This is a genomic window from Nonomuraea sp. NPDC050663 (genome assembly GCF_044456985.1).
Classification (GTDB): Bacteria; Actinomycetota; Actinomycetes; order Streptosporangiales; family Streptosporangiaceae; genus Nonomuraea.
This window is the reverse complement of the sequence record NZ_JBITGL010000016.1, coordinates 223,700-244,157: the sequence shown is the minus strand read 5'-3', so window position 1 is coordinate 244,157 and position 20,458 is coordinate 223,700. Positions and strand designations below refer to the sequence as shown.

The window sequence follows — 20,458 nt, the reverse complement described above, 5'->3', positions numbered from 1 at the left end:
GAAAGCTACGTGGCCGGGCTCCACCTCCGAGGCTCAATCATGTGGTTGAAACTCCTCGCCTCAACCACATGATCCGAACCTCAAACAGCTCCTAGTACGGCTGCCGCCAGCATCACGCCGAGAGCTCTCACGGGATCACCACCTTCTGGGAGACGACCGGGCTCTCGAACTCCGACAGCCGCACGACCAGCGTCACCGTCCACTCCCCGTCGAGTGGGAAGTCGACCGACGCCTCGTAGGTGCCCCTGCCCGTGATGGACAGCGGCTTCTTGAAGGGCCCCAGCTCGTAGGCGGGCAGCCGTACCGACAGCTCCGGGGTCTCGTGCGGCACCAGCGGCACGCCCTGGCCGTCTACCAGGGACAACTGCAGCGCGTTGACGCCGCGCCGACCGGGGCTGATCACCATGGTGGCCTTGCCCTCGCCGACGGCGGCGGTGAGCGTCTTGGGTCCGGCGGAGGCGGACGGGGTGGCCGCGGCGGGTGCGGGGGCGGGCTCCTCACGCGGGGTCTGCGAGACCAGCACCCCCGTGACGGCGACCACCAGCGCCAGGCCCGCTGCTTCGATCCCGACCGTACGGCGGAGCGCGGCCAGGGTGGCGTCCCTGCGGGTGCTCATCGAGGGGACCAGCCGGTAGCGGTTCCAGGCGGCGACGCCGACGACGGCCAGCACCAGCAGCAGTTTGACCAGGACGAGGCGGCCGTAGCCGGTCGTCCACAGACCGGTGACGCTGTCGGCGATGCGCCACCACAGCAGGACCGCGCTCGCGCCGAGTCCGGCCACCAGCCACAACGCCGCGGCCGAGAAGCGGCCGACCGCGGAGGCGACCTCGGCCACCCGGTGGCGCCGGTCGGGGACGAACAGCAGGCACAACCCGAGCAGCCCGCCGGCCCACAACGCCGCGGTGGCCACATGCAGCAGGTCGGCGGCGAGCACCACCCAGCCCGGCCCGTACACCCTGGTGTGGCCGACCACGGCCAGGGAGCCCAGTGCCAGCGCCGATCCGGCAGCGGCGGCGACCGGCAGCTCGCGGCGCACCGCGACCAGCGCGATCACGACTCCGGCCGTCAGCAGCGCCGCGGAGGCGGCGGGCGCGGCCGACAACGCCGCGGGCCACAACGAGGCGGAGAACAGATCGCCGACACCCGCGCCGTCTTGCCAGAGCTTGACCAGCGGGATGAGGGCGGCGGCGCCGAACACCGCCGCCGCCGCCAGCGCTTCGCCGGTGCGCCGGACCCGTCGCGCGAAGGCCGTGGACCTGCGCATGCTCGGCTCGGCGATGAACAGGCCGAAGGCGGTGAGGCCGGCGAACCCGAGCGCTCCGCCGTACCTCAGCACCTCGGCGCCGATCCTCAGCAGGTTGACTTCGCGGGCGGCGACCAGATCAGGCACGGCGACCGTGCTCGCGCTGGGCTTGCCGACCGAGAAGCTGATGCCGCCGCCGACCGGGTGGGTGTCGGCGGAGATCACGCGCCAGCTGACGATGTAGGTGCCCTCGGCGAGGGTGGAGGCCGGGGTGTAGACGACGGTGTCGTTCACCGAGCGGATGTCGGCGGCGACGGGGCGGCCGGCCGAGTCGAGCAGCAGGTTGCCCTTGGGGGCAAGGGTGATCGCCTCGTTGAAGACAGCCGTGACGGTGCGTGGCGCCTGGGGGAGGACCTGGCCGTCCTTGGGATCGGTGCTCTTCAGTACGGCGTGGGCGCTGGCCGTACCCGGCATGAGAAGGACCAGAAACGCGGCCAGGAGCAGGACGGCCGAGACAGGCCCGGCCGTCCTGCGGTGTTCCCGACCGGTCAAGAGGTCTTCCTGCTGCGTGCCAAAGCGGTCACGCCCGCGACCGCACCGATCGCGCCCAGCGCCAGGCCGGCCCAGCCGACGACTCCGGGGTTGCCGGAGGTCGTGGAGGCGCTCGATGCGGTGGCTACCGCGGGGGTGGCCGCCACCGCGGTAGCGGTTGGCGTGGGCGATGCCCCGCCGTGTCCCTCGCCCTCGGCGGCGGTCAGCACGATGAACGGGGCGGGGTGCTCCGGCTCTTCGGCGCCGTCCGCGGCGACCTCGGTCCAGGGCGTCTCACCCTTCTCGCATTTCTGGATCGCCGGGAAGACGAGCTTGGCGCCCTCCTTCTCCGGCAGCTTCAGCGACAGCTCGAACGTGTCGCGCATGCCGTCGGGCAGGGGAGTCTTGGCGGTGTAGACGACCTGGTCGACCCGCTCGGTGTACTGGCCGCCGTGGCCGTTGTCTACCGGGGTGGCGAGCTTCTCCATCTTCTTCTCGGCATCCTAGCCCAGGTTGACCGTCGGGGTGACCGCGATGATCTCCTCGGGCATCGCGATGGCGACCGAGGTGGTGGCCGAGCCTTCGCAGCCGTGCGGGACGGAGAAGGTCAGCACGGTGTAGCTGCCGGCCGCGGTGGAGGAGGGGGTGACGGTGACGTGGGCCGATGCCGCGCCCGCGCCGGCCAGGACCAGCCCGAGGGCGACGGTGCCGACGGCAGCGGTACGCAAGAGATTACGCAGAGTAGCGTGCATAGGGGTTTCCTCTATTCAGATCATGGTTGGGGAGGCGTCAGATCCGAATGAGGAGAGGCGGAGCGCGCATCCCGACCGGACCGGCGCACAGCCGGATCCGCGCAGGGACGACGCGGGAGACGACCGGGACCACACGCGGGACCGGCGGAGGGACGTCGGGGGTGTGGATGGTGCGGTATCGGGCTCTGAGGAGGGAGAGCAGAGCCCACCACATGCGCTCGCCGTACTCCAGCAACAGCGCGGTGAGCACGGTGGCCGCCACGTGTGCGAGAAGCATCGGCGTTGAGGAGTCGCCGGCGCGGTGATGCCCGATGGGGGCGGTCAGGTAGCTGCTGAGGCCGTGGATGCCGAGTTGGGCGGCGCCGAGCAGGGCCAGCAGTTCGCGCCGGGTGATCCTGCGCCCAGCTAGCCCGTAGGCGACGCCCCAGGCGGCCAGGACGACGGGGACCAGCGCGAACAGCGGCGGGGCCGCCCCGTGCGTGCGGTGGGCGGCGACCGCGATCAGGGTGGTGCTGAGTGCCACAAGGGCCGAGCGCAGGCCGCGCATCGTCCGCCTTGTGGACTTCATGGCGGGAGCCTAGCAACGGCTCCGGCCACGCTCCAGGCCCACTTGAGCAGATCGGCGCGACCGGCGGGCGTGGCGGCGGGTGCGCTGTGACGGCCATGGCGCCTATGCCGACTGCTGCCCGGCACACATGCATGAAGGCAACCCCGCCACCAGCAGTGATGTTGAACGTTCACTCGCGACCAAGCGGTCTCGGCCTCGCGAAGAGATCACTCAAGGACCTCTCACAGCGAGGACTTACGGTGAGACCTAGAGTGACGAGGCGTTGGCGAAGCAGGTTAGCGGTCCTGCGCGCGTCGTCCCGGCGGCCCAGGCGCAGCTGAACCGCGACGATGCGGACATAGCTCTTCGGTATCCGGATCCAGTGCTCGTGCCCGATCAAGCGCTTCAAGAGCGCTTTCCGGATAATGCTCGGTGCACCATCCCCCGCGGGCAAGTTCTCCGGTGTAGAGCGCGGCTACTGCCGCGAGCGATTCTGGATCTGACCGTGCCAATTCGAGCGCGTCCTCGTACTCCCACAGATCCACGCTGACGAGCTCTGGATCGATGCGGTAGGTGGCGCTGTCCTTGGTGGTCGAGGCGTTGATGAACGGCGCTCTCCTCGAATCCGGATTCTCGTAACCTGTGGCATTCACCAGCGCGCTGCGGAGGTGTCGTAGAGCGTTGTGGACATCCTTGCCGGACTCAGACCAGCAGGCTGAGCTGAAGCCAGCTCAGCCGCAATGGCTCGGGCTGCCCTTGTACGGCCACAGTGACGGGGCCAAGTATGGAAAGGCGGACGAGCTCAGTCCCGTGCCACCTGGCGGGCAATGGCAGCGGCTCGGGGGCCGGCTCAGGGTGAGGTTGAAGAACGAGAAGGGCTGCGTTCGCTTCTTCCCGGGTGATGTGACAGAGGGTGGCTCCTTCGAGCGCGTCGGCAGCTCTGCCCTCGGCTCGGATGACTTTCCGCACCACCGTCGTGGACGTGGACCTCCGGGCGGGCGCCAACACGATCAGGTTCGGCAACGCGGCGGCGTTCGTCGCGGATCTGGACCGGATCCAGGTCGCGGCGGCTCTCGGGTGACGTCCGTCGCCGTCAGGGACGTTGCCGGGCACGCTCGAAGTGGTTCGGTCGTAGCACTGGACCCGGGGGTCCGCGGCGACTGTCCAGAGGCGTGGCCGTTGAACCGCAACTGAGCGACTTCCGGCCTGGCTGCCCATGCCGGAGGCTGCAATGAGGGGAGGCAGACAGACGTGCCTGCGGCTGACACCAGGAAGACGGTGGGGTGACGGAGGCGCCTGGTGTGATGGTGCACGTGGGTCTTCCAGCAGGTGGGAGACGAAAGCGAAGGAGCGTTCATGCTCGGAACGCGATTGCGGCGACCTGGAGCAGCAGCGCTCGCCGTCGGCGCCACGCTGGCGCTGAGTGTGCTGGCCGGGCCCAGCGCGACGGCCTCGTCAATGCGGTCAGAGGGTTCTACCACGACGGAGGTGGGCGCCACCTACAGATACGAGTACTTCCAGACGTTTTGGGGAGATCACGACACGGCAGCTCGGGCCTGCGCCTCCTACGGCACTCGCGGTAAGAAGGCCAAGTGGTGGTTTGCCTGGTACTGCATAGGACCAATCCAGGGTGACAACAATGTGAGTTTCCAGCTCTGGGTGGCGTGGACCGGCTCCCCGTGAATGGTCTGACCAACCCCTGGTGAAACTGCCATTCTTCGCCCGGCATCGGAGCTGTCCCGAATTCCGATGGGCCCGCTGAAGCCTCAGCGGTGCTGCACCCAGACGTTCGGCTCCACCAGCTCTCCACGATCATGCCGCCGATCAATCACCACCGGGGCGAGGGCGTCGGGGACGATGTAGGAGCCGGACTCGGGAAAGGGCATACCGGCCCACATTTCCCAATCCATGACGGAACCTGTTATCACCATGGAGCGCTCCGCCGGGCCCAACATCCAGGCACCCATCCGGTGGTGGGCCCGCAGCCACGGGTCCAGCGGAGCGCCGTCCGGCCGTGTCCAGGTCATGAACCGGCTCATGGGCGTCAGCGGATAGCGCGCCTTCAGCGTCGGACGAACCGGCGCTATCACCCGTATCAGCCCGCTCCGTTCACCCACGTCAGCGAGCCGCCGGAGGATCTGCGCCGCCAGCCCGCGCCCTCGCATCTCCCGGCGGACCTGCGCCGCGGCGATGACCAAGGTGTCGCCGTGCTCGCCGTTCTCCGGCAGTTCGACCGCCTGCCTCAACGCGTCGTCATAACCACCCGGCAGGTTCTCGACGCTGCCGTTCCATCGCACCGGAACTCCCCAGCCCCCGGCCACGATTCGGTCGTTCTTCGTCAACGAGTAGCAGGCTCAACTCCTTGAAATACTGCTGCACTCTTTCCATGTATCGTCCCGCCACAGGGTCGTGGAAGATGAACTCGGGCCAATCGGCACTGAAAATCTCGTCGGCCTGCTGGTGCAGGTCTGGCCGGTCGGCGAAGACGAAAGTCCGCATGTCCACGGCACAGACCCTACGCAGCCCCTCGCAGGTTCGCTGTCCGACTCTGGCTACGGCAACCCCGCCGCCATGTTCCGCGCGGAGGCAGGTGCCGCAGATCTCGACAGATCCCAGTGCGAGCTGTCTGCGCGCCGCGAGGTCTTCCGTAAGCGGTGGGCCGATCTCGACATCACGCGGCTCCGTCACTCCGCCGTCGGCACCTGGAGCTCAATGTCGAAGCCGACCCTAGCCTCACAAGTCTGGCGCTGGGACGGCGAGGTCCGGTGGGCAGAGACCGGCCGTCTGGCGTGGCTTGACGGCCAGGACCGGCCGATCGGCCACGACCAGGATTCGCTGGGCGGTGCTGCCGAGAATCGGTATTCCGAGTGGGATCGTCTGCGCAGGCCGATGACGATGACCGACGCGTCGATCTCCTCCGAGGTGAGCAGCACCAAGTCCGCCAGCTCGTGGGGACGTGCCCCGCATCGGCGGCATCACCCAGTTCCTGCGCCTGGCGGAGCTGGCCGAGCACCGCAACCTCGTGCTCGCCCGCACTTCGGCATGGAGATCCAGCTGCACCTGGCCGCCGCCTACCCGGCGAACCGACCCAGGATTGCCTTCCGGAAAGGCGCGGAAGAGGGTCAGGTAGCGGGGGATCGCCGTTCTGAAACGCTGGGGCCGCTGACGAGATGGGGACTCGCCTGACCCAGCGAAGCCGTAACGCGACGGCCCGTTATCCGGATGTATGTGACTAGTGAGGAGAGAGCGTGGGCCGCGTTCGGTGAGACGCAGCCCAGTTGCCGGACAGCGCCGCGGTGACGGTGAGGGGGGCTCATGAGTTTTCTCAAGCGCTTTCGGCATGGCCCCGAGCCCGCACCGAGGCAGGGCCAGCCGCCAGCACCATGGCCTGGTCACACGCGCCCGGCTCAACCGACTGTTGCGCACCCACGCGCCCTCGTCGACCCCTGGCTGCCGCCAGGAGCCGGAATCAACCTGGCGGGCTACAACATCGTCGGCGGAATGCTGCACGTGGGACCCCACTTGAACGCGCCCTCGGGGCACATGGTCGAGCCCGCCCTGATCAATCCTGGCCTGCCGGTGGACCTACGCCAACCTGACTGGGCCGGGCAGGGGCTGAGCTACTGGCCCTCCTACGACGGCTTGCCCCCGCAGAGCAGAGCCGCCTATCTGGCCTGGCTCGCGGACGGCCGCCGGTTTCCGCACGCGCCGATCGGCTACGTGTTCCTCTACTTCTACGGCCTGGAGCGACGGGCCCTGCACGATCTGCGGCGGGACCGTTCCACAGCGGCGTTCGAGATGCCCATCCTTCACCGTGAGGTCCAACGCCTGCTGAGCATCTACGGCGAGCACAGAGCCTTCCGACGCTACGCGGGCCGGTTCGAGCAGCTGGTGGACATGCTCGCCGGCCAACGATCAGGGACGCCTGAGGTTCCGAGCCCGAGCCGCGACTACCCGCCCCCGCTGCGCCTGCGTGCCGGACTCGGCGCGTTCGCCGCACAGGGGGTGCCGATACCGGCGCCATGGGCGCTCAGCTGGATCCGCTCGCACCCCGACTACCACCCGCGCACCCCCGCCACACGATGCGCGGCCGAGTTCGACGCGCTCTTCCTGGCCCGGTACGCCGCTCGCCACGGCCGCGGGTTGCTGGTGCGGCCTGGCAAGACGGAAGTCTCGGTCGATTACCGGCCCGCCAGCGCGGGCTTCCGAGGGATGACCGAGCTGACGCTCCCCGGGACACCCGACGTCCTGGGCCTCACCGCGCCGACCAGGAAACTGGCCGATCTGGCCGACGACTGCACAACCGATCTCGAGGCCTACAGCCGCTACCTCGGACGCGCACCCGGGGGGCCGACAGCGTGCAGGCCCAGGCCCTGTTGCCTCCCGAACTGGTCGCGCCAGGCGTCGGTGCTGCTGGACGGGCTGTCAGCTGGGCGCGTCAGAGGCTGGGGACATCGGAGATCGCCGTCGTCCCCGTCGACGAGTTCGCCTCCTTCATCTCCACCTCGCCGGAACTGCGGCCGGGCAAGAAGGACGTCATCGCCTTGGCGCAGATCCTGGGCCGCGCGGGCATCGGCATCGAACCGGATCCACGGCTCGGCGGCGCGGTTCCCGGGGATGGCCGGATGGTGCTGTTCGCGGCGCCCGACGACCTGACCTCGGCGGCTTCGGACGCCTATCAGGCGGCGACTCTCCTGCTTTACCTCGCGGCGGCTGTGAGCGCCGCCGACGGCGACTTCGACGAGGCGGAGCAGCGCCATCTCAGCGACCACCTTGAGCGGGCGCTGCACCTGACTTCTGGTGAGCGGCGGCGTCTGCACGCGCACCTGCGCTGGCTCACCGTGATCAAGGTGAAACTGACGGGCCTCACCCGACGTGTCGCGAGCATCGACGAGGCACAGCGGACGTACGTCGCGGAGTTCCTCACCGCGGTGGTCGCCGCCGACGGCCGCATCTCCGCCGACGAGGTGAAGACACTCAAGAAGATCTATGGCCTGCTCGGACTGGATCCGCTGCGGGCTCCGTCCGTCACGAGCGCCCCCGCTCCCGCGACCGAGCCGGTGACCGTACGGCAGGCGCGGCCTGAGCGCGGATACGCGATCCCCGCGCGGGCCCCGCAGCCCGTTCTACGGCTGGACGAGGCCGCGATAACCGCGAAGCTGGCCGAGACCGCGCGCGTGGGCGCGCTCCTCGGCGCGATCTTCACTGAAGAGGAACCGGTCCGGGTGGCCGAGCCGCCACCATTGGTCGCCTCCGTCGCAGGGCTGGACGGGCAGCACTCCGGACTGCTGCGCGACCTGGCGGGAACCTCCACGCCGACGCTGTCCCGGGCGAGGTTCGAAGAACTGACAGCTCGCTGGAGTCTGCTGCCCGACGGTGCGCTGGACCGGATCAACGAGGCCGGCTACGAGCTGGCAGGCGAGCCGCTCCTGGACGGCGACGACCCCATCGACATCGACCACGACCTGCTGGGAGAGATGCTCAAGTGACCACGATCCGTCCGCGCGAGCGCGACGCCCTGCTGCAGTCCCTGCGCGCGGGAGTCGTGCCGCGCATCGGCCAGCGGCACATCCAGGTGGGGCGCGAGCCCGAGGTCAAAGCACTGGTCACCGACATCGACCGCATCAGCGACGGCGGCGCGGCGGTCCGCTTCGTCATCGGCGACTTCGGCGCCGGCAAGACGTTCTTCCTCCACCTCGTGCGCTCCATCGCGATGGAGAAGAAGCTGGTCACCGTCCACGCCGACCTCAACCCGGACCGGCGGCTGCACTCCAGCGGCGGCCAGGCTCGCAGCCTGTACGCCGAGCTCATGCGCAACCTGGCCACCCGCGCCAAACCGGACGGCGGAGCGCTGAGCAGCGTCGTGGAACGCTTCATCTCGACGGCCCTGGCCGAAGCCCAGCAGCATGGGGTCGACCCCGCCCAGGTCATCCGCACCAGGCTGGCCCACCTGAGCGAGATGACCGGCGGCTACGACTTCGCCGAGGTCATCGGCGCCTACTGGCGCGGCCACGACACCGGCGACGAGCAGCTCAAGTCCGCCGCGGTGCGATGGCTGCGCGCCGAGTACTCCACCAAGACCGAGTCCCGCGCCGCCCTGGGCGTGCGCACCATCATCGACGACGCGACCCTGCACGATCACCTGAAGCTGATGAGCCGGTTCGTACGGCTGGCCGGCTACGACGGCCTGCTGGTGTGCCTGGACGAGATGGTCAACCTCTACAAGCTCGCCTCCACCCAGGCCCGCAACGCCAACTACGAGCAGATCCTGCGCATCCTCAACGACACGCTCCAGGGCAGCGCCGCCCATCTGGGCTTCGTGTTCGGCGGCACGCCGGAGTTCCTCGCCGACACTCGCCGGGGTCTGTTCAGCTACGCCGCGCTTCAGTCACGCCTGTCGGAGAACGCCTTCGCCATGGGAGGGCTGGTCGACTACTCGGGCCCGGTCCTGCGCCTGGCCGCCCTCACCCAGGAAGACCTCTACGTCTTGCTCGCCAAGCTCCGGCACGTTCAGGCAGGCGGCGATTCCGCTCGCTATCTCCTGCCTGATGACGCCCTCCCGGCGTTCATGCACCATTGCGCCAACCGCATCGGCGAGGCCTACTTCCGCACGCCACGGACCACCATCAAAGCCTTCTGCGATCTGCTGGCCGTACTGGAACAGAATCCCAGGGTCGACTGGCGGCAGATCCTGCCCTCCGTGGAGCTGGCGGTCGAGGCCAATCCCGACCTCGCGCCCCTGGAGGAGGACCTGACGGAAGGACCGGGCGGTGACGACCTCGCCTCCTTCAGGCTCTGACGCCTTCACCCGGCTCCACCCTGAGGTGCAGCGGTGGATCTGGAAGCAGAATTGGCAGCATCTGCGAGAGGCGCAGGAAGCGGCCGCTGCGCCGATCCTGGCTGGGGAACAGGATGTGCTGATCGCCGCTGCCACCGCTTCGGGCAAGACCGAGGCGGCCTTCCTGCCGATCTGCTCCGCTTTGGTGGAAGCGCCCGTGGCCGGGCTGGCCGCGATCTACATCAGTCCGCTCAAGGCGCTCATCAACGATCAGTACGGCCGGCTCGACGAGTTGTGCGAGCACCTGGAGATCCCGGTCACCCGCTGGCACGGCGACATCGGTGCCGACGTCAAGCAGAAGCTCATGAAGCAGCCGCGGGGGATCCTGCTGGTCACCCCCGAGTCGTTGGAGGCCATGTTCGTCCTGCGCGGATGGCGGATGGCAGACCTCTTCGCAAGCGTGCGCTACGTCGTCGTCGACGAGCTGCACTCCTTCATGGGGACCGAGCGCGGCGCGCACCTGCAGTCGCTGATGCACCGGGTCGAACTGGCGGCCAGGCACCGCATTCCACGTGTAGGCCTGTCGGCGACGTTGGGGGACATGGCGCGGGCCGCGTCCTTCCTACGCCCCGGCGGGGAGGACGTCAACGTCATCGTCGCCAACAGCGACTCGCAGGAACTCAAGCTCCAGATTCGCGGCTACGTCCAGACCGCCCCGGTGATCGATCCCCGGGCGCGTGAAGCGTGCGAGGCCAACGGCCACGAGGTCAGCGAAGACGACATCTCCACCGGTGACCGGCTGGAGATAGCCGACCACCTCTTCACCACGCTGCGCGGCTCGCACAACCTGGTCTTCGCCAACACCCGGGCCGCCGTCGAGGACTACACGGATCTGCTCAGCCGGCGCTGCGAACGCGCGAACGTGCCTGGCGAGTTCGTCCCCCATCACGGCAACCTGTCCAAGGACATTCGCGAACACACCGAAGCCCGGCTCAAGGACCGCACGCGACCGGCGACCGCGATCTGCACCTCCACCTTGGAGATGGGCATCGACATCGGCTCGGTGGCCTCGATCGCGCAAGTCGGAGTGCCGCCTGGGGTGGCCGCGCTCCGGCAGCGCCTCGGCCGTGCGGGCCGTCGCGGAGGCCCGGCGGTTCTCCGGATGTACATCAGCGAACGGGACTCCTCATCCACCATCCATCCCGCCGATGAGCTGCGCGCCCAGCTGGTTCAGGCCATCGCCGTGGTGGAACTCCTGCTGCAGCGCTGGTACGAGCCACCGCCCGCACAGACGATGCACCTGTCCACCCTGGTCCAGCAGATTCTGTCACTCATCGCCCAGCACGGCGGCGTCACACCGGCCGACGCGTTCCGAACCCTGTGCGTGCACGGCCCCTTCCGTGCCGTCGACGGCCCCACCTTCGCAGCGCTGCTGCGCGACCTGGGCACAGCCGATCTCATCCGCCAAGAGCCCGACGGGCTCCTCCTGCACGCGGAGACGGGGGAGCGGCTGGTCAACCACTACACGTTCTACGCCGCCTTCGCCGCGCCGACCGAATACCGCGTCGTGACGGAGGGCCGCACTCTCGGCAGCCTCCCCGTCGAACAGCCGATCCCGGATGGCAGCCTGCTCATCTTCGCCGGTCGCCGCTGGCGCGTCGTGTGCATCGACAGCCATGCCAAGACCATCGAGGTGACGCGGGCATCCGGAGGCAGACCTCCTCGCTTCGTCGGCAACGGTCCTGCCGTCCATGACCGCATCCGGACCACGATGCGACGCATCTACGAGGACGACACCATCCCGGCCTATCTCGACGCCGGCGCGCAAAGGCTGCTGGCCGAGGGCCGCGACGCCTACCGCCGACTCGGCCTGCGCGACACACCCCTCGTCGAGTATGGCGACGACACTCTGCTGTTCCCGTTCAGAGGCGATGCGATCATGACCACGCTCGCCCTGGCTTTGCACGCCCACGAGGTGACCGTCACCCGCTACGGGCTGTGCCTGATGCTCGATGGCACGTCGCCGCGGCAAGCCGCCGATCTCCTGATGAAGTTGGATGTCGATGGACTCCCTGGTGTGTCCTCACTGGCGGCCATGGTGCCCGACAAGCGTGTCGACAAGTACGACGACGTGATCGGGGATGAACTGCTCACCCGCTCCTACGGCCGGTACCTCGATGTTCCCGAAGCCGCCCGTATGGTCGGCACGTTGGCCGGTGCGGCCGAGAACGGCTCTGCCGCCGAGGTTGTCTTGCCGGCGACGCCCGCCCCTGCAGCCGAACGACATCGGATCGGGTCGGTGCCGCTCGCTGTCGTCGATGTCGAAACCACGTCGATCGACGCACGCCGGGCACGCATCGTGGAGATCGCGATCATCCGGCTGCACCCGGACGGCAGCGAGGATCGGACCTACACGACGCTGGTCAATCCAGGGCGCGTGCGGGTGGATCCCCACGTCCACGGCCTTCGTGAAGACGATCTGGCTGCGGCGCCGAGCTTCGCGCAGATCGCCGGAGACGTCGCAGAGTTGCTGACGGGCGCGGTGCTGGTCGCTCACAACGTTCGATACGACGCGGAGGTGCTGAGCGCCGAATTCGCCAGGCTCGGCTTGGCGCCGGACGATCTGATGACGTTGTGCACGCTTCGGCTGTCACGGCAGTTCGGCTTGGTGGCGGCTTCGCGACGACTGGCGGATTGTGCTGAGGCGGAGGGGGTGACCTTCGCAGTCTCGCATCGTGCCGAAGACGATGCTCGGACGTGTGCTGAGTTGTTGCGGGCTTATCTGGCACGGGCCCGGGCGGTGGGTATAGAGCGGCTGGACCAGCTCGGCGTCGAAGGTCGGTTGCAGGACATGCCGTGGTGTCCGATTCCGCCTACCGGTCTCACCCGGCGGCGTAAGGCCGATGGCTGAATGATCTACTTTGTAAAAGCGATCCGTTTATCCTGATCCTTCACGGATGACTACGTCAGCTCCCCAGTGAGACCCGCCTTCCTCACCTGCGCCGATCAGCGCCAGACTCGGCCAGCCGGCGATGAGGCGCGCGGTGATCGTGGGTTCGGCGACGGCGATATTGGCTGCCAGGCTCGCGAGACTGCTGGTCAGCAGCATGCACCAGGGGAGCGGGCCGCCGCGTGACCCGTTGCGGCTGGACAGGAGGATCGACATGGAAGCCGCCACGATCGTGCCGTCGACGGCGAGCGGAATGAGCGCGGCTGCGAGGGCGTCCTCGCCATGCGCCAAGGCCAACTCGTGCATGTGACGGAAGGAGACCACCGCGGCGATTCCGGCAAGCGGCAGGACGCTGGCCATGGTGGTAGGCCGGATCCAGGTCTCTGCAAGAGATGGCGACGAGATCGCCGCAGTCTCCGCGGTGACGGTGAGGGACTCGTCCGGCATCTAGCGGCCCCTGCCCTGGGACACACGCTGTGCTCACCGGCGAATGTTGCGCTATACCCGCTCTGGGCATCTGAGCTGAGAAAATGCCTACTCCCACGTTCTGGGGGTCAAGGGGTCGCAGGTTCGAATCCTGTCGTCCCGACGGTTGGAACAGGCCGGTCGCCGAAGGTGAAAGCCCAGGCAGACCGACCTTTCTCATGGTCGCCTCAGCGATCGAGTCAAGGTCGGGATGCAGATAGCGCTGGGTGGTCGTCAACGACCCGTGCCCGGCGATCTCGCGGAGCACATGAACCGGCACTCCGGCGTCGGCCACGACATGATGTTCTCCCCGTACTCCTGGAGGGGTGGAGGTGGCGGTCTGGGGATCGACGCCGGCCCGAGCCAACCGCTTGAGCGTCTCGATCAAGGCTTCCGCCTCTTCCTGCGTCTCGAAGGCTTCGCGCTTCGTGGTCCCTGGGATGGGCCAGCGCACCCTCGCACGGCAGGGGGTGGCTCTGCCCGACCGATAGTCGAACGCGATGGAGAGCGTGAAGCTCGGCGCTGCGGAGTCAGCCGTCGCCTTCTGGACACCCGAGGACGCGCGTGCCGACCTGCCTGCGCGTAGCGGCACGCGCCGTCTCGCCGGCGTGGGCATTCGGCCCCGGGGGCTGACCATGGGCCGTCGCCGAGCCGTCGCCGATACGTGGAAATCCGCCTGGCCCGGATCACCGCGCTGCGGTAGGAATGGACAGGCGGAGCGTGTTCCCAGCGACCGGAAGGAATCCGTTGTCCGTGGCCACTGACGACCTCCGTGAGGCCCTTTCCCAGATCGAAGACGCCCTGGGCATCGGCCGCCCCATCGGCGGCGCCAAACTCCCCGACGCCATCCGGTTCCTCCGGGTCCTGACCTTCCTGCGCGACACCCTGTGCCCACGGCTGAACGACCTGGTCAAGGCCGCGGACGGCAGGAGCGGCGACCTCGCCGTCGCCCTGGCCGACGTCATCATGGCCACCGCGGGCGACGTGCCCGTCCCAGCTGCCACGGTCGCCAGGTCGATCGTCGGAATCGGGGTCGAACGCTTCTGCGCGAGTCCGACCGCCCTGGTCGAGGCCGAGGCGCGCGCTTCGGGCAGCGGCGCCTCGCCGGCATGACGGACGAGAATCCGGCACCCGACGACTGGGCGCCGCTCCTCGCCGCGATCACGGAGCACCAGAAGCAGTCGGAGCGCGACGGCGCGTTCCTCCGTCCGAGTGCGGAGGTCGAGCGGAGGTTCGCCGATCTCGAGGCGTTCCACCGGGCGCTGCATACCCACGACGTCACCGCGGAGGACCTGGCCGGGCTCGGAGCGGCGCTGTCGACCGGAGCAGTCGGCGGGACGACGGCGGCGGAGATGGAGGCGCTGCGGCGCGACCTCGCCCGCGGCCCGATCCGCTTCACCGCTGCCGAGCCGCCCTCGTGTGCGGTCCACCTTTCCAGGGCCTACACGCGGGTGAGCTCGCTCATGGGCCTGGACGAGGCGCACGAGTTCCTGTTCGCCACGGATTACCGATACCGGCCGCACGCCTCGGTGCAGCAGTGGAGCGAAGACCGCTACCTCGTGCTGATGAGCCGCTACGTGGTCGAGGACATCTGGACGCTGTCCCTCGTGTTCGCGCAGCTCGTCGTCCACGCGGGCAGCGCGTTCCCCGGCCTGGACGAGCCGTGGTCCCATCCGGACTTCCCGCGGGCTTTGCGTGAGGCGGTCCAGGACAATCCCTACCTCCACCAGCAGATCGCCTACGGCATGTGCGCCGCGGTCGAGGGCGAGCGCTTCAGGTTGGGCTTCGAGACCGCCGACCTCGCCCCTGAACACGACAAGCACCTGCTTCCCGTGATGTTCGAGATCGCCCGGGGAGCCCTGGACTTCCTGGTCGGCCACGAGCTTGCGCATGTCCACCGTGGTCACCTGCACCCGGAGGTCCAGCCCGCCGGCGAGTCTCCGTGGTTCGCGGGCCAGGCCTTCGACCGGGTGCGGGAGTGCGCCGACGGCGCCGCCGTGATCGAGGCCTACCTGCGCGACCACTGGCCGGCGCACAGCCTGGAGCTCGAGGCCGACATGTTCGCCATGATGTCGGCCGCCGACGTCGGCGCCGCGGTCGCGCAGGACCTGCGGTTGATCGGCATCCAGTTCGCGGTCGGCGTGCTGTCCTTCCTCGACCGGGCCGACCACTTGATCGAATTCGGGTACGACCCGGCCGAGGCGGTCGGGTTGCAGGAGTACAACCGGTTTCCCGGCCTCGTCGACTTGAAGCTGCCGATGGCGACGCATCCCTGGGGCAAGACAAGGGCGACCGCGGTTCTCGGAGCATTCCAGCTCGTGTACCAGAGCCTCATCGAGCCGGTGCAACTGCACCGCAAAGCGGCCCTGATGCAGGCGGTGGCGAGCGTGCTCGCGTCGATGAGCGGGCCCGCGCTCAACGCGATCCGGTGGATCAACGCCCGGCCAGGGGAGAGCCTGGCCGTGGTGCTGCAGGGCGATGTCCTGATCACCCACTACTGGCCGCCGGAAGGCACCCTCGAGGACGACAGGCGGGAGGAATTCGAATCGATCGCCTCCCGCTTCTACACCGACATCGCCGATCCCCTTTCCAGAGCAACCGTTCTGCCGCCCGGCCACGCGGTGGAGACGATGAGGCGCATCGCGGGGCCGGGACTCCTTGAGGGTGCGGAGGATCTGTGCCGGGCGCTGCGACACCTGCTGCCCGCGGTCGAGCAGGCCGCCGCCCACATGAAGCGGAACGGGCTGTCCGCCGCGGCCTACCTGCGCCAGTTCGCCACCGCTGAGGGCGACGATCTGCAGCGGGTGATCGCCTCCACCGTGCGGATCAGCCTCGACCGGATCATCGACGAGCACGGGATCCTCCCCGAGGCGCTCTTACGGATCATGGCCTGGTACGGCTCTGATGACATCCCCCTCGAGCTCTTCTACGGCAGGGACGACGTGTTCCCCGCCCACGAGGTCAACGCGGCCCTCGCCGTGTTGCGTGCGTATCTGCTGATCGTCGCGGACGGCGACGCGGTGAGCGTTCATCCGTGGGTCCAGGCCGTCGTGCGCGAGGCCGGCGAGGACGATCCCCATCCGGTGTTCCCGGTCCAGGAGACGCGTGAGGTCGCCGTACGACTCATCGAGGACGCCGTCCCGGCGTGGGACGATCCCGCCGGGCGGCCCGCCTGGCAACAGCTTCTCCCGCACATCGACGCCATCGCCGGCCATCTCCCGGCCCACGGCGGCTCGGACCCGCCCGTGGCGCTCTGGAACGAGGCGGCCCAGCACCTCTTGGACCAGGGGATGACGGACCGGGCGCTCTCCTACTTCAAGCGCGCCCTGTCCGACCAGGAACGACTCCATGGACGGGACCATCCCGACACTCTGGCCCTACGGCACAACCTGGGCTGGGCCCTCAGCGCCGCCGGTGATCACGATGAGGCGATCTCCTTACTGGAGCGCACAGTAGCCGGCCAGGAGGCGGCTGCCGGGGCCACCCATCCGGACACGCTCACCACCCGCAGCAGCCTGGCAGCCGCGTACATGGGAGCCGGAGATCTCACCTCAGCGATCCCGCTGATCGATCGCACGATGGCCGACCGGCGACGAGTCCTCGGCCGGCGCCATCCCCATACGCTGGCGTCGCAGAACGACCTGGCCATCGCCTACTTCGCGGCCGGAGACCTACGCCGGGCGATCAGGCTGCTGAGGAAGGTCGTCGCCCACGGCCAGAGCATCAACGGGCCTGACCATCCCGACGTCGTGATCGCGCGCGGCAATCTCGCCCATGCGTGTTTCGCCGCTGAGCCCAACTCCAAGACCATCGCCCTGCTTGAAGAGTGTGTTCGCGACCACCAGCGCGTGCTCGGGCCAGACCATCCCAACACCGTCATGGTCCGCACCCTCCTCGTCTCCGCTCGTGAGAGCGGGGACGAGCCTGACGGCAGTCCCTGAGCGCGCCGCTCGAAGTGCTGCCACGACCGCGGTTGCCGTCGACCGTCAGAACCACGCGCCCGCGATCAGACGGGAACGCCTAGCAGGACGGAATCCGCACGCGATCAGAGCGGCCGCTCGCCGGCGTTACGTCACAGCGGAGGGCGCATACGTCACCGCGATGATGTCCCACATCCCGCAGCTGAGTAGCGTCGAGGCATGGCATGGTGGCACCCTGTCCCAGGGTGACCCGAGCGCCACGCCGGCTCTGATCCTCACATGGCTGGCCGCGCAGGGCTCGTGGTCCGCGGCGACCGATCGAGGCATGCAGCTGGGTTGGCAGGCCCACGTCCTAGTCCTGGTCGCCGGGCCGCACTGCGTCGCCTTCACCCGCTCCGTCTATTTGAGATCCCCAGCGAGTCCAGTTCTATTGACCAGGCGTCCCTACCGGAGAGATCGTGCGAACTGGCGAGCAATGGCCAGCCCCGTCAGCGTGCGTTTGGGCCCATTTCCATGCCGCTCGCTGGATGGTCTTGTCGCCTTCGTCGCGGATGTGTGTTCCCGGGCGATCGTCGCCTGGGTGGCCTCGTTGTCCAAGCGCGCCGGCCTGGTGCTGGACGCTCTGGACATGGCGCTGTGGCGGCGCGACCGCGCCGGACGTCCCGCCAGCCCTGTGGGGACGCGCTGCTGCTTGGCCCCGTCCGGGAGAGTGCCACGGCGGGCACGATCGAGCCCAGGCTCTGAACGTCTGCTGCCAGGCATGCCTGCCTCGCAGGAGGATGCGTGAAGGGGCGTCAGAGATGCTCACGAGCGCACACGCAGATGCAGGGCTCGCTGTACTCGACTCGGGGGCTGCTCGGCGGGGTGCCGGCTCAGGCAGCCCTTGTGACCTCGGAAGGGTGGTCAGTCGTCCGGCCTTACGGCTAGGCTCGCGCTGTGCACGTGGCTGTGGATCTCGGTGCTGACAGCGGCCGGGTCCTGGCCGGGAGGTTCGACGGAGAGCGGCTGACCGTCACCGAGGCGCACCGCTTCCCCAACCAGCCGATTCGCGGCCCCCACGGAGCCCTGCACACCGATGCCCGCGTCCTGCGCGCCAAGGTCACGGAGGGCATCGCCCGCGCAGCCGCCCAGGGCGAGATCACCAGCGTGGGAGTCGACGCCTGGGGCAACGACTTCGGGCTGCTCGACCGCGACGGCAGGCTGCTGGCCGACCCGCGTCACCACCGCGACCCCTACACCTCCGGGCTCGACAGCCGCGTCTCGTCGCAGGAGCAGTACGAGCTAACCGGAGTCCTGCCCGCGCCGATCAACACCTCCTGCCAGCTGCTCGCCCATGCCGGATCCCCGCTGCTGGAGCAGGCCGAGCGGCTGGTGATGCTGCCGGACCTGTTCACCCATTGGCTGAGCGGCCAGACGTTGACCGAGCGCACCATCGCCAGCACCAGCCAGTTGATGGACATCCGGGCCGGCCAGTGGGCTGTCGAGCTGATCTCCGCGCTCGGGCTGCCGGGGCGCCTGTTCGGCCACGAGATCGTCGAGCCCGGCACTCCCGCCGGACCCTTACGCGGCTGCGGCGACGCCGACGGCGCCACGGTCATGGCCGTCGCCGGTCACGACACCGCCTGCGCGGTCGCGGCCCTGCCCGCCGTCCGGGGCGATGTGGGGTTCATCTGCTGCGGCACCTGGTCGCTGGTGGGGATCGAGCGTAGCGACCCGGTCACCCTCGCCGCCGCCAGGCACGCCGGGTTCACCAACGAGGCGGGCTTGGCGGGAACCGTCCGCTTCCTGCGCAACCTGAACGGGCTGTGGCTGCTTCAGGAGTGCCGCAGGGCCTGGGGCTCCCGCTCCTCCCATGCGGAGCTTGTCGCGCAGGCCGCCTCCGCTCCGCCGTTCGGGCCGCTGATCGATCCCGGTCACGTGGCCTTCCTCCGGCCGGGTGACATGCCCGCCAGGATCGCCGGGTTCTGCCGGGCGACCGGCCAGCGGCCGCCCGGCGATCGGGCGGCCACCGTACGCTGCGTGCTGGAGAGCCTGGCCTGCTCCTTCCGCCGCGCTCTCGAACAGGCCGAGCACCTCGGCGGACGGCGGGTCGGTGCGGTGCACCTGGTGGGCGGGGGAGCGGCCAGTCCGGTCCTGTGCCGGCTGACGGCCGATTTCGGCGGCAGGCCCGTGCTGGCCGGGCCGGTGGAGGCCAGCGGGTACGGCAACCTGCTGATCCAGGTCATGGCGGGCGGCGGCATCGGTACGCTCGCCGAGCTGCGCGATGTCGTGCGCCGATCGTCGCCGCCCCGTGTGTACGAGCCCGACGGGACGCGCGGGCGGTACGAGGAGGCCTACGCCCGCTACCTGCGCATGACAGATATTGACGTGGTTTGGAGTAAAGTAGCGCCGAACCTGAGCACAGAGGAGTGAGCCCGCTTCCATGCTGATCGCAGAGCGCCGGCAACGCATCCTGGACCACGTCAACGCGCGTGGCTATGCCTCGTTCCGTGATCTGGCCACGGAGCTGGGGGCCTCGGAGTCGACCGTCAGGCGTGACCTGCGCTCCCTCATAGAGGAGGGCAGGCTGATCGCCACCAGGGGCGGTGTCAGCCAGCCGGGAGGCGCAGGCCCGGCCCTGCCGAGCCGGCAGGATCCGCACGCCGCCGAGCGCGAGGCCATCGCCACGCAGGCCGCGTCGCTGGTCGAGCCGGGGACCGCGATCCTGCTCGGACCGGGCCGCACCACCGCGGTCCTGGCTCGCAAGCTGGTCGCCCTGCCCGCGCTGACGGTGGTGACCAACTCCGTGCTGGTGGTGGCGGCGCTGGCCGAAGCGCCGCAGGTGGAACTGGTCGTGGTCGGCGGCACGCTGCGCCGATCGATCCAAGCGCTGGTCGGGCCGATCACCGAGCAGTCCCTCGTGGGCCTGCGTGGCGCCCAGGTGTTCCTGTCGGGCGACGGGGTGACGGCCGAGCGTGGTCTGACCACCCCCAACGTGTTCGCCGCCGCGACCGACCAGGCCTTCGCGGCGGCGGGCCGCGAGGTCGTCGTCCTCGCCGACCACTCCAAGATCGGCAACGACACGATGTGCCAGACCGTCCCGGCCGACCGCATGAACGTGCTGGTCACCGGCCCCGCAGCCGAGCCCGCCGTAGTCGGCCGGCTGGCCCAGATCGGTGTCGACGTCGTGATCGTTGACCGGTTCTGAGAACTTCTGCCACATTGGCGTCACATTCAGATAACAAGCTGAACGACGTGCAGGGCGCTCAGCTTGCCTTTTGTCAATCCCGGCT

General features: G+C 69.0%; 14 protein-coding genes and 2 pseudogenes. 10 read left to right on the top strand and 6 right to left on the bottom strand.

The window, feature by feature from the left end; translation table 11 throughout:
- Positions 1-127: 127 nt before the first annotated feature.
- The 4 genes and pseudogenes from ACIBH1_RS37770 to ACIBH1_RS37755 form a co-directional block, all read right to left on the bottom strand.
- Positions 128-1,795, bottom strand: a complete 1,668-nt coding sequence (locus ACIBH1_RS37770) for a copper resistance protein CopC (RefSeq protein ID WP_397318839.1) — start codon at positions 1,793-1,795, stop codon at positions 128-130.
- A pseudogene (locus ACIBH1_RS37765) lies at positions 1,792-2,502 on the bottom strand (YcnI family protein). Before ACIBH1_RS37765 ends, ACIBH1_RS37770 begins: the two are co-directional and overlap by 4 nt.
- 61 nt (positions 2,503-2,563) lie before the next feature.
- Positions 2,564-3,094, bottom strand: a complete 531-nt coding sequence (locus ACIBH1_RS37760) for a hypothetical protein (protein ID WP_397318838.1) — start codon at positions 3,092-3,094, stop codon at positions 2,564-2,566.
- A gap of 275 nt (positions 3,095-3,369) precedes the next feature.
- On the bottom strand, positions 3,370-3,726 hold the full coding sequence (locus tag ACIBH1_RS37755) for a hypothetical protein (RefSeq protein WP_397318837.1): 357 nt from the start codon (positions 3,724-3,726) through the stop codon (positions 3,370-3,372).
- A 302-nt stretch (positions 3,727-4,028) separates the two neighbouring features.
- Here ACIBH1_RS37755 and ACIBH1_RS37750 point away from each other — a divergent pair, with 302 nt between their 5' ends.
- Positions 4,029-4,154, top strand: coding sequence for a hypothetical protein (locus tag ACIBH1_RS37750; RefSeq protein WP_397318836.1), 126 nt, complete (start codon positions 4,029-4,031; stop codon positions 4,152-4,154).
- Between the two features lie 685 nt (positions 4,155-4,839).
- Here the strand turns inward: ACIBH1_RS37750 and ACIBH1_RS37745 are convergent.
- Complete coding sequence (locus ACIBH1_RS37745; protein ID WP_397318835.1) at positions 4,840-5,415, bottom strand: hypothetical protein; 576 nt, start codon at positions 5,413-5,415, stop codon at positions 4,840-4,842.
- A 67-nt stretch (positions 5,416-5,482) separates the two neighbouring features.
- Here ACIBH1_RS37745 and ACIBH1_RS37740 point away from each other — a divergent pair, with 67 nt between their 5' ends.
- From ACIBH1_RS37740 to ACIBH1_RS37720, 5 genes and pseudogenes are all read left to right on the top strand, one after another.
- Complete coding sequence (locus ACIBH1_RS37740) at positions 5,483-6,259, top strand: hypothetical protein (protein ID WP_397318834.1); 777 nt, start codon at positions 5,483-5,485, stop codon at positions 6,257-6,259.
- 129 nt (positions 6,260-6,388) lie between these two features.
- Positions 6,389-7,138: pseudogene (locus tag ACIBH1_RS37735) on the top strand (TerB N-terminal domain-containing protein); the annotation flags it as partial.
- A gap of 293 nt (positions 7,139-7,431) precedes the next feature.
- Positions 7,432-8,562, top strand: a complete 1,131-nt coding sequence (locus ACIBH1_RS37730) for a tellurite resistance TerB C-terminal domain-containing protein (protein WP_397318833.1) — start codon at positions 7,432-7,434, stop codon at positions 8,560-8,562.
- The gene (locus tag ACIBH1_RS37725) at positions 8,559-9,872 is read left to right on the top strand and encodes an ATP-binding protein (RefSeq protein WP_397318832.1); all 1,314 of its coding nucleotides are present in this window, start codon (positions 8,559-8,561) and stop codon (positions 9,870-9,872) included. Before ACIBH1_RS37730 ends, ACIBH1_RS37725 begins: the two co-directional genes overlap by 4 nt.
- Complete coding sequence (locus ACIBH1_RS37720; RefSeq protein WP_397318831.1) at positions 9,844-12,762, top strand: DEAD/DEAH box helicase; 2,919 nt, start codon at positions 9,844-9,846, stop codon at positions 12,760-12,762. The genes ACIBH1_RS37725 and ACIBH1_RS37720 overlap by 29 nt, the downstream gene beginning before the upstream one ends.
- Before the next feature lie 27 nt (positions 12,763-12,789).
- On the opposite strand, the gene ACIBH1_RS37715 is transcribed toward ACIBH1_RS37720, so the two are convergent.
- Complete coding sequence (locus ACIBH1_RS37715; RefSeq protein ID WP_397318830.1) at positions 12,790-13,248, bottom strand: DUF2637 domain-containing protein; 459 nt, start codon at positions 13,246-13,248, stop codon at positions 12,790-12,792.
- A gap of 771 nt (positions 13,249-14,019) precedes the next feature.
- Here ACIBH1_RS37715 and ACIBH1_RS37710 point away from each other — a divergent pair.
- The 4 genes from ACIBH1_RS37710 (at position 14,020) to ACIBH1_RS37695 (ending at position 20,373) form a co-directional block, all read left to right on the top strand.
- Positions 14,020-14,379, top strand: coding sequence for a hypothetical protein (locus ACIBH1_RS37710; protein ID WP_397318829.1), 360 nt, complete (start codon positions 14,020-14,022; stop codon positions 14,377-14,379).
- Positions 14,376-17,207, top strand: coding sequence for a tetratricopeptide repeat protein (locus ACIBH1_RS37705; RefSeq protein WP_397318828.1), 2,832 nt, complete (start codon positions 14,376-14,378; stop codon positions 17,205-17,207). Before ACIBH1_RS37710 ends, ACIBH1_RS37705 begins: the two co-directional genes overlap by 4 nt.
- Positions 17,208-18,122: 915 nt before the next feature.
- Positions 18,123-19,598: a rhamnulokinase family protein gene (locus tag ACIBH1_RS37700; RefSeq protein WP_397318827.1), complete on the top strand. Its 1,476-nt coding sequence runs from the start codon at positions 18,123-18,125 to the stop codon at positions 19,596-19,598.
- 10 nt (positions 19,599-19,608) lie between these two features.
- On the top strand, positions 19,609-20,373 hold the full coding sequence (locus ACIBH1_RS37695; RefSeq protein ID WP_397318826.1) for a DeoR/GlpR family DNA-binding transcription regulator: 765 nt from the start codon (positions 19,609-19,611) through the stop codon (positions 20,371-20,373).
- The last annotated feature ends 85 nt before the right edge of the window (positions 20,374-20,458 follow it).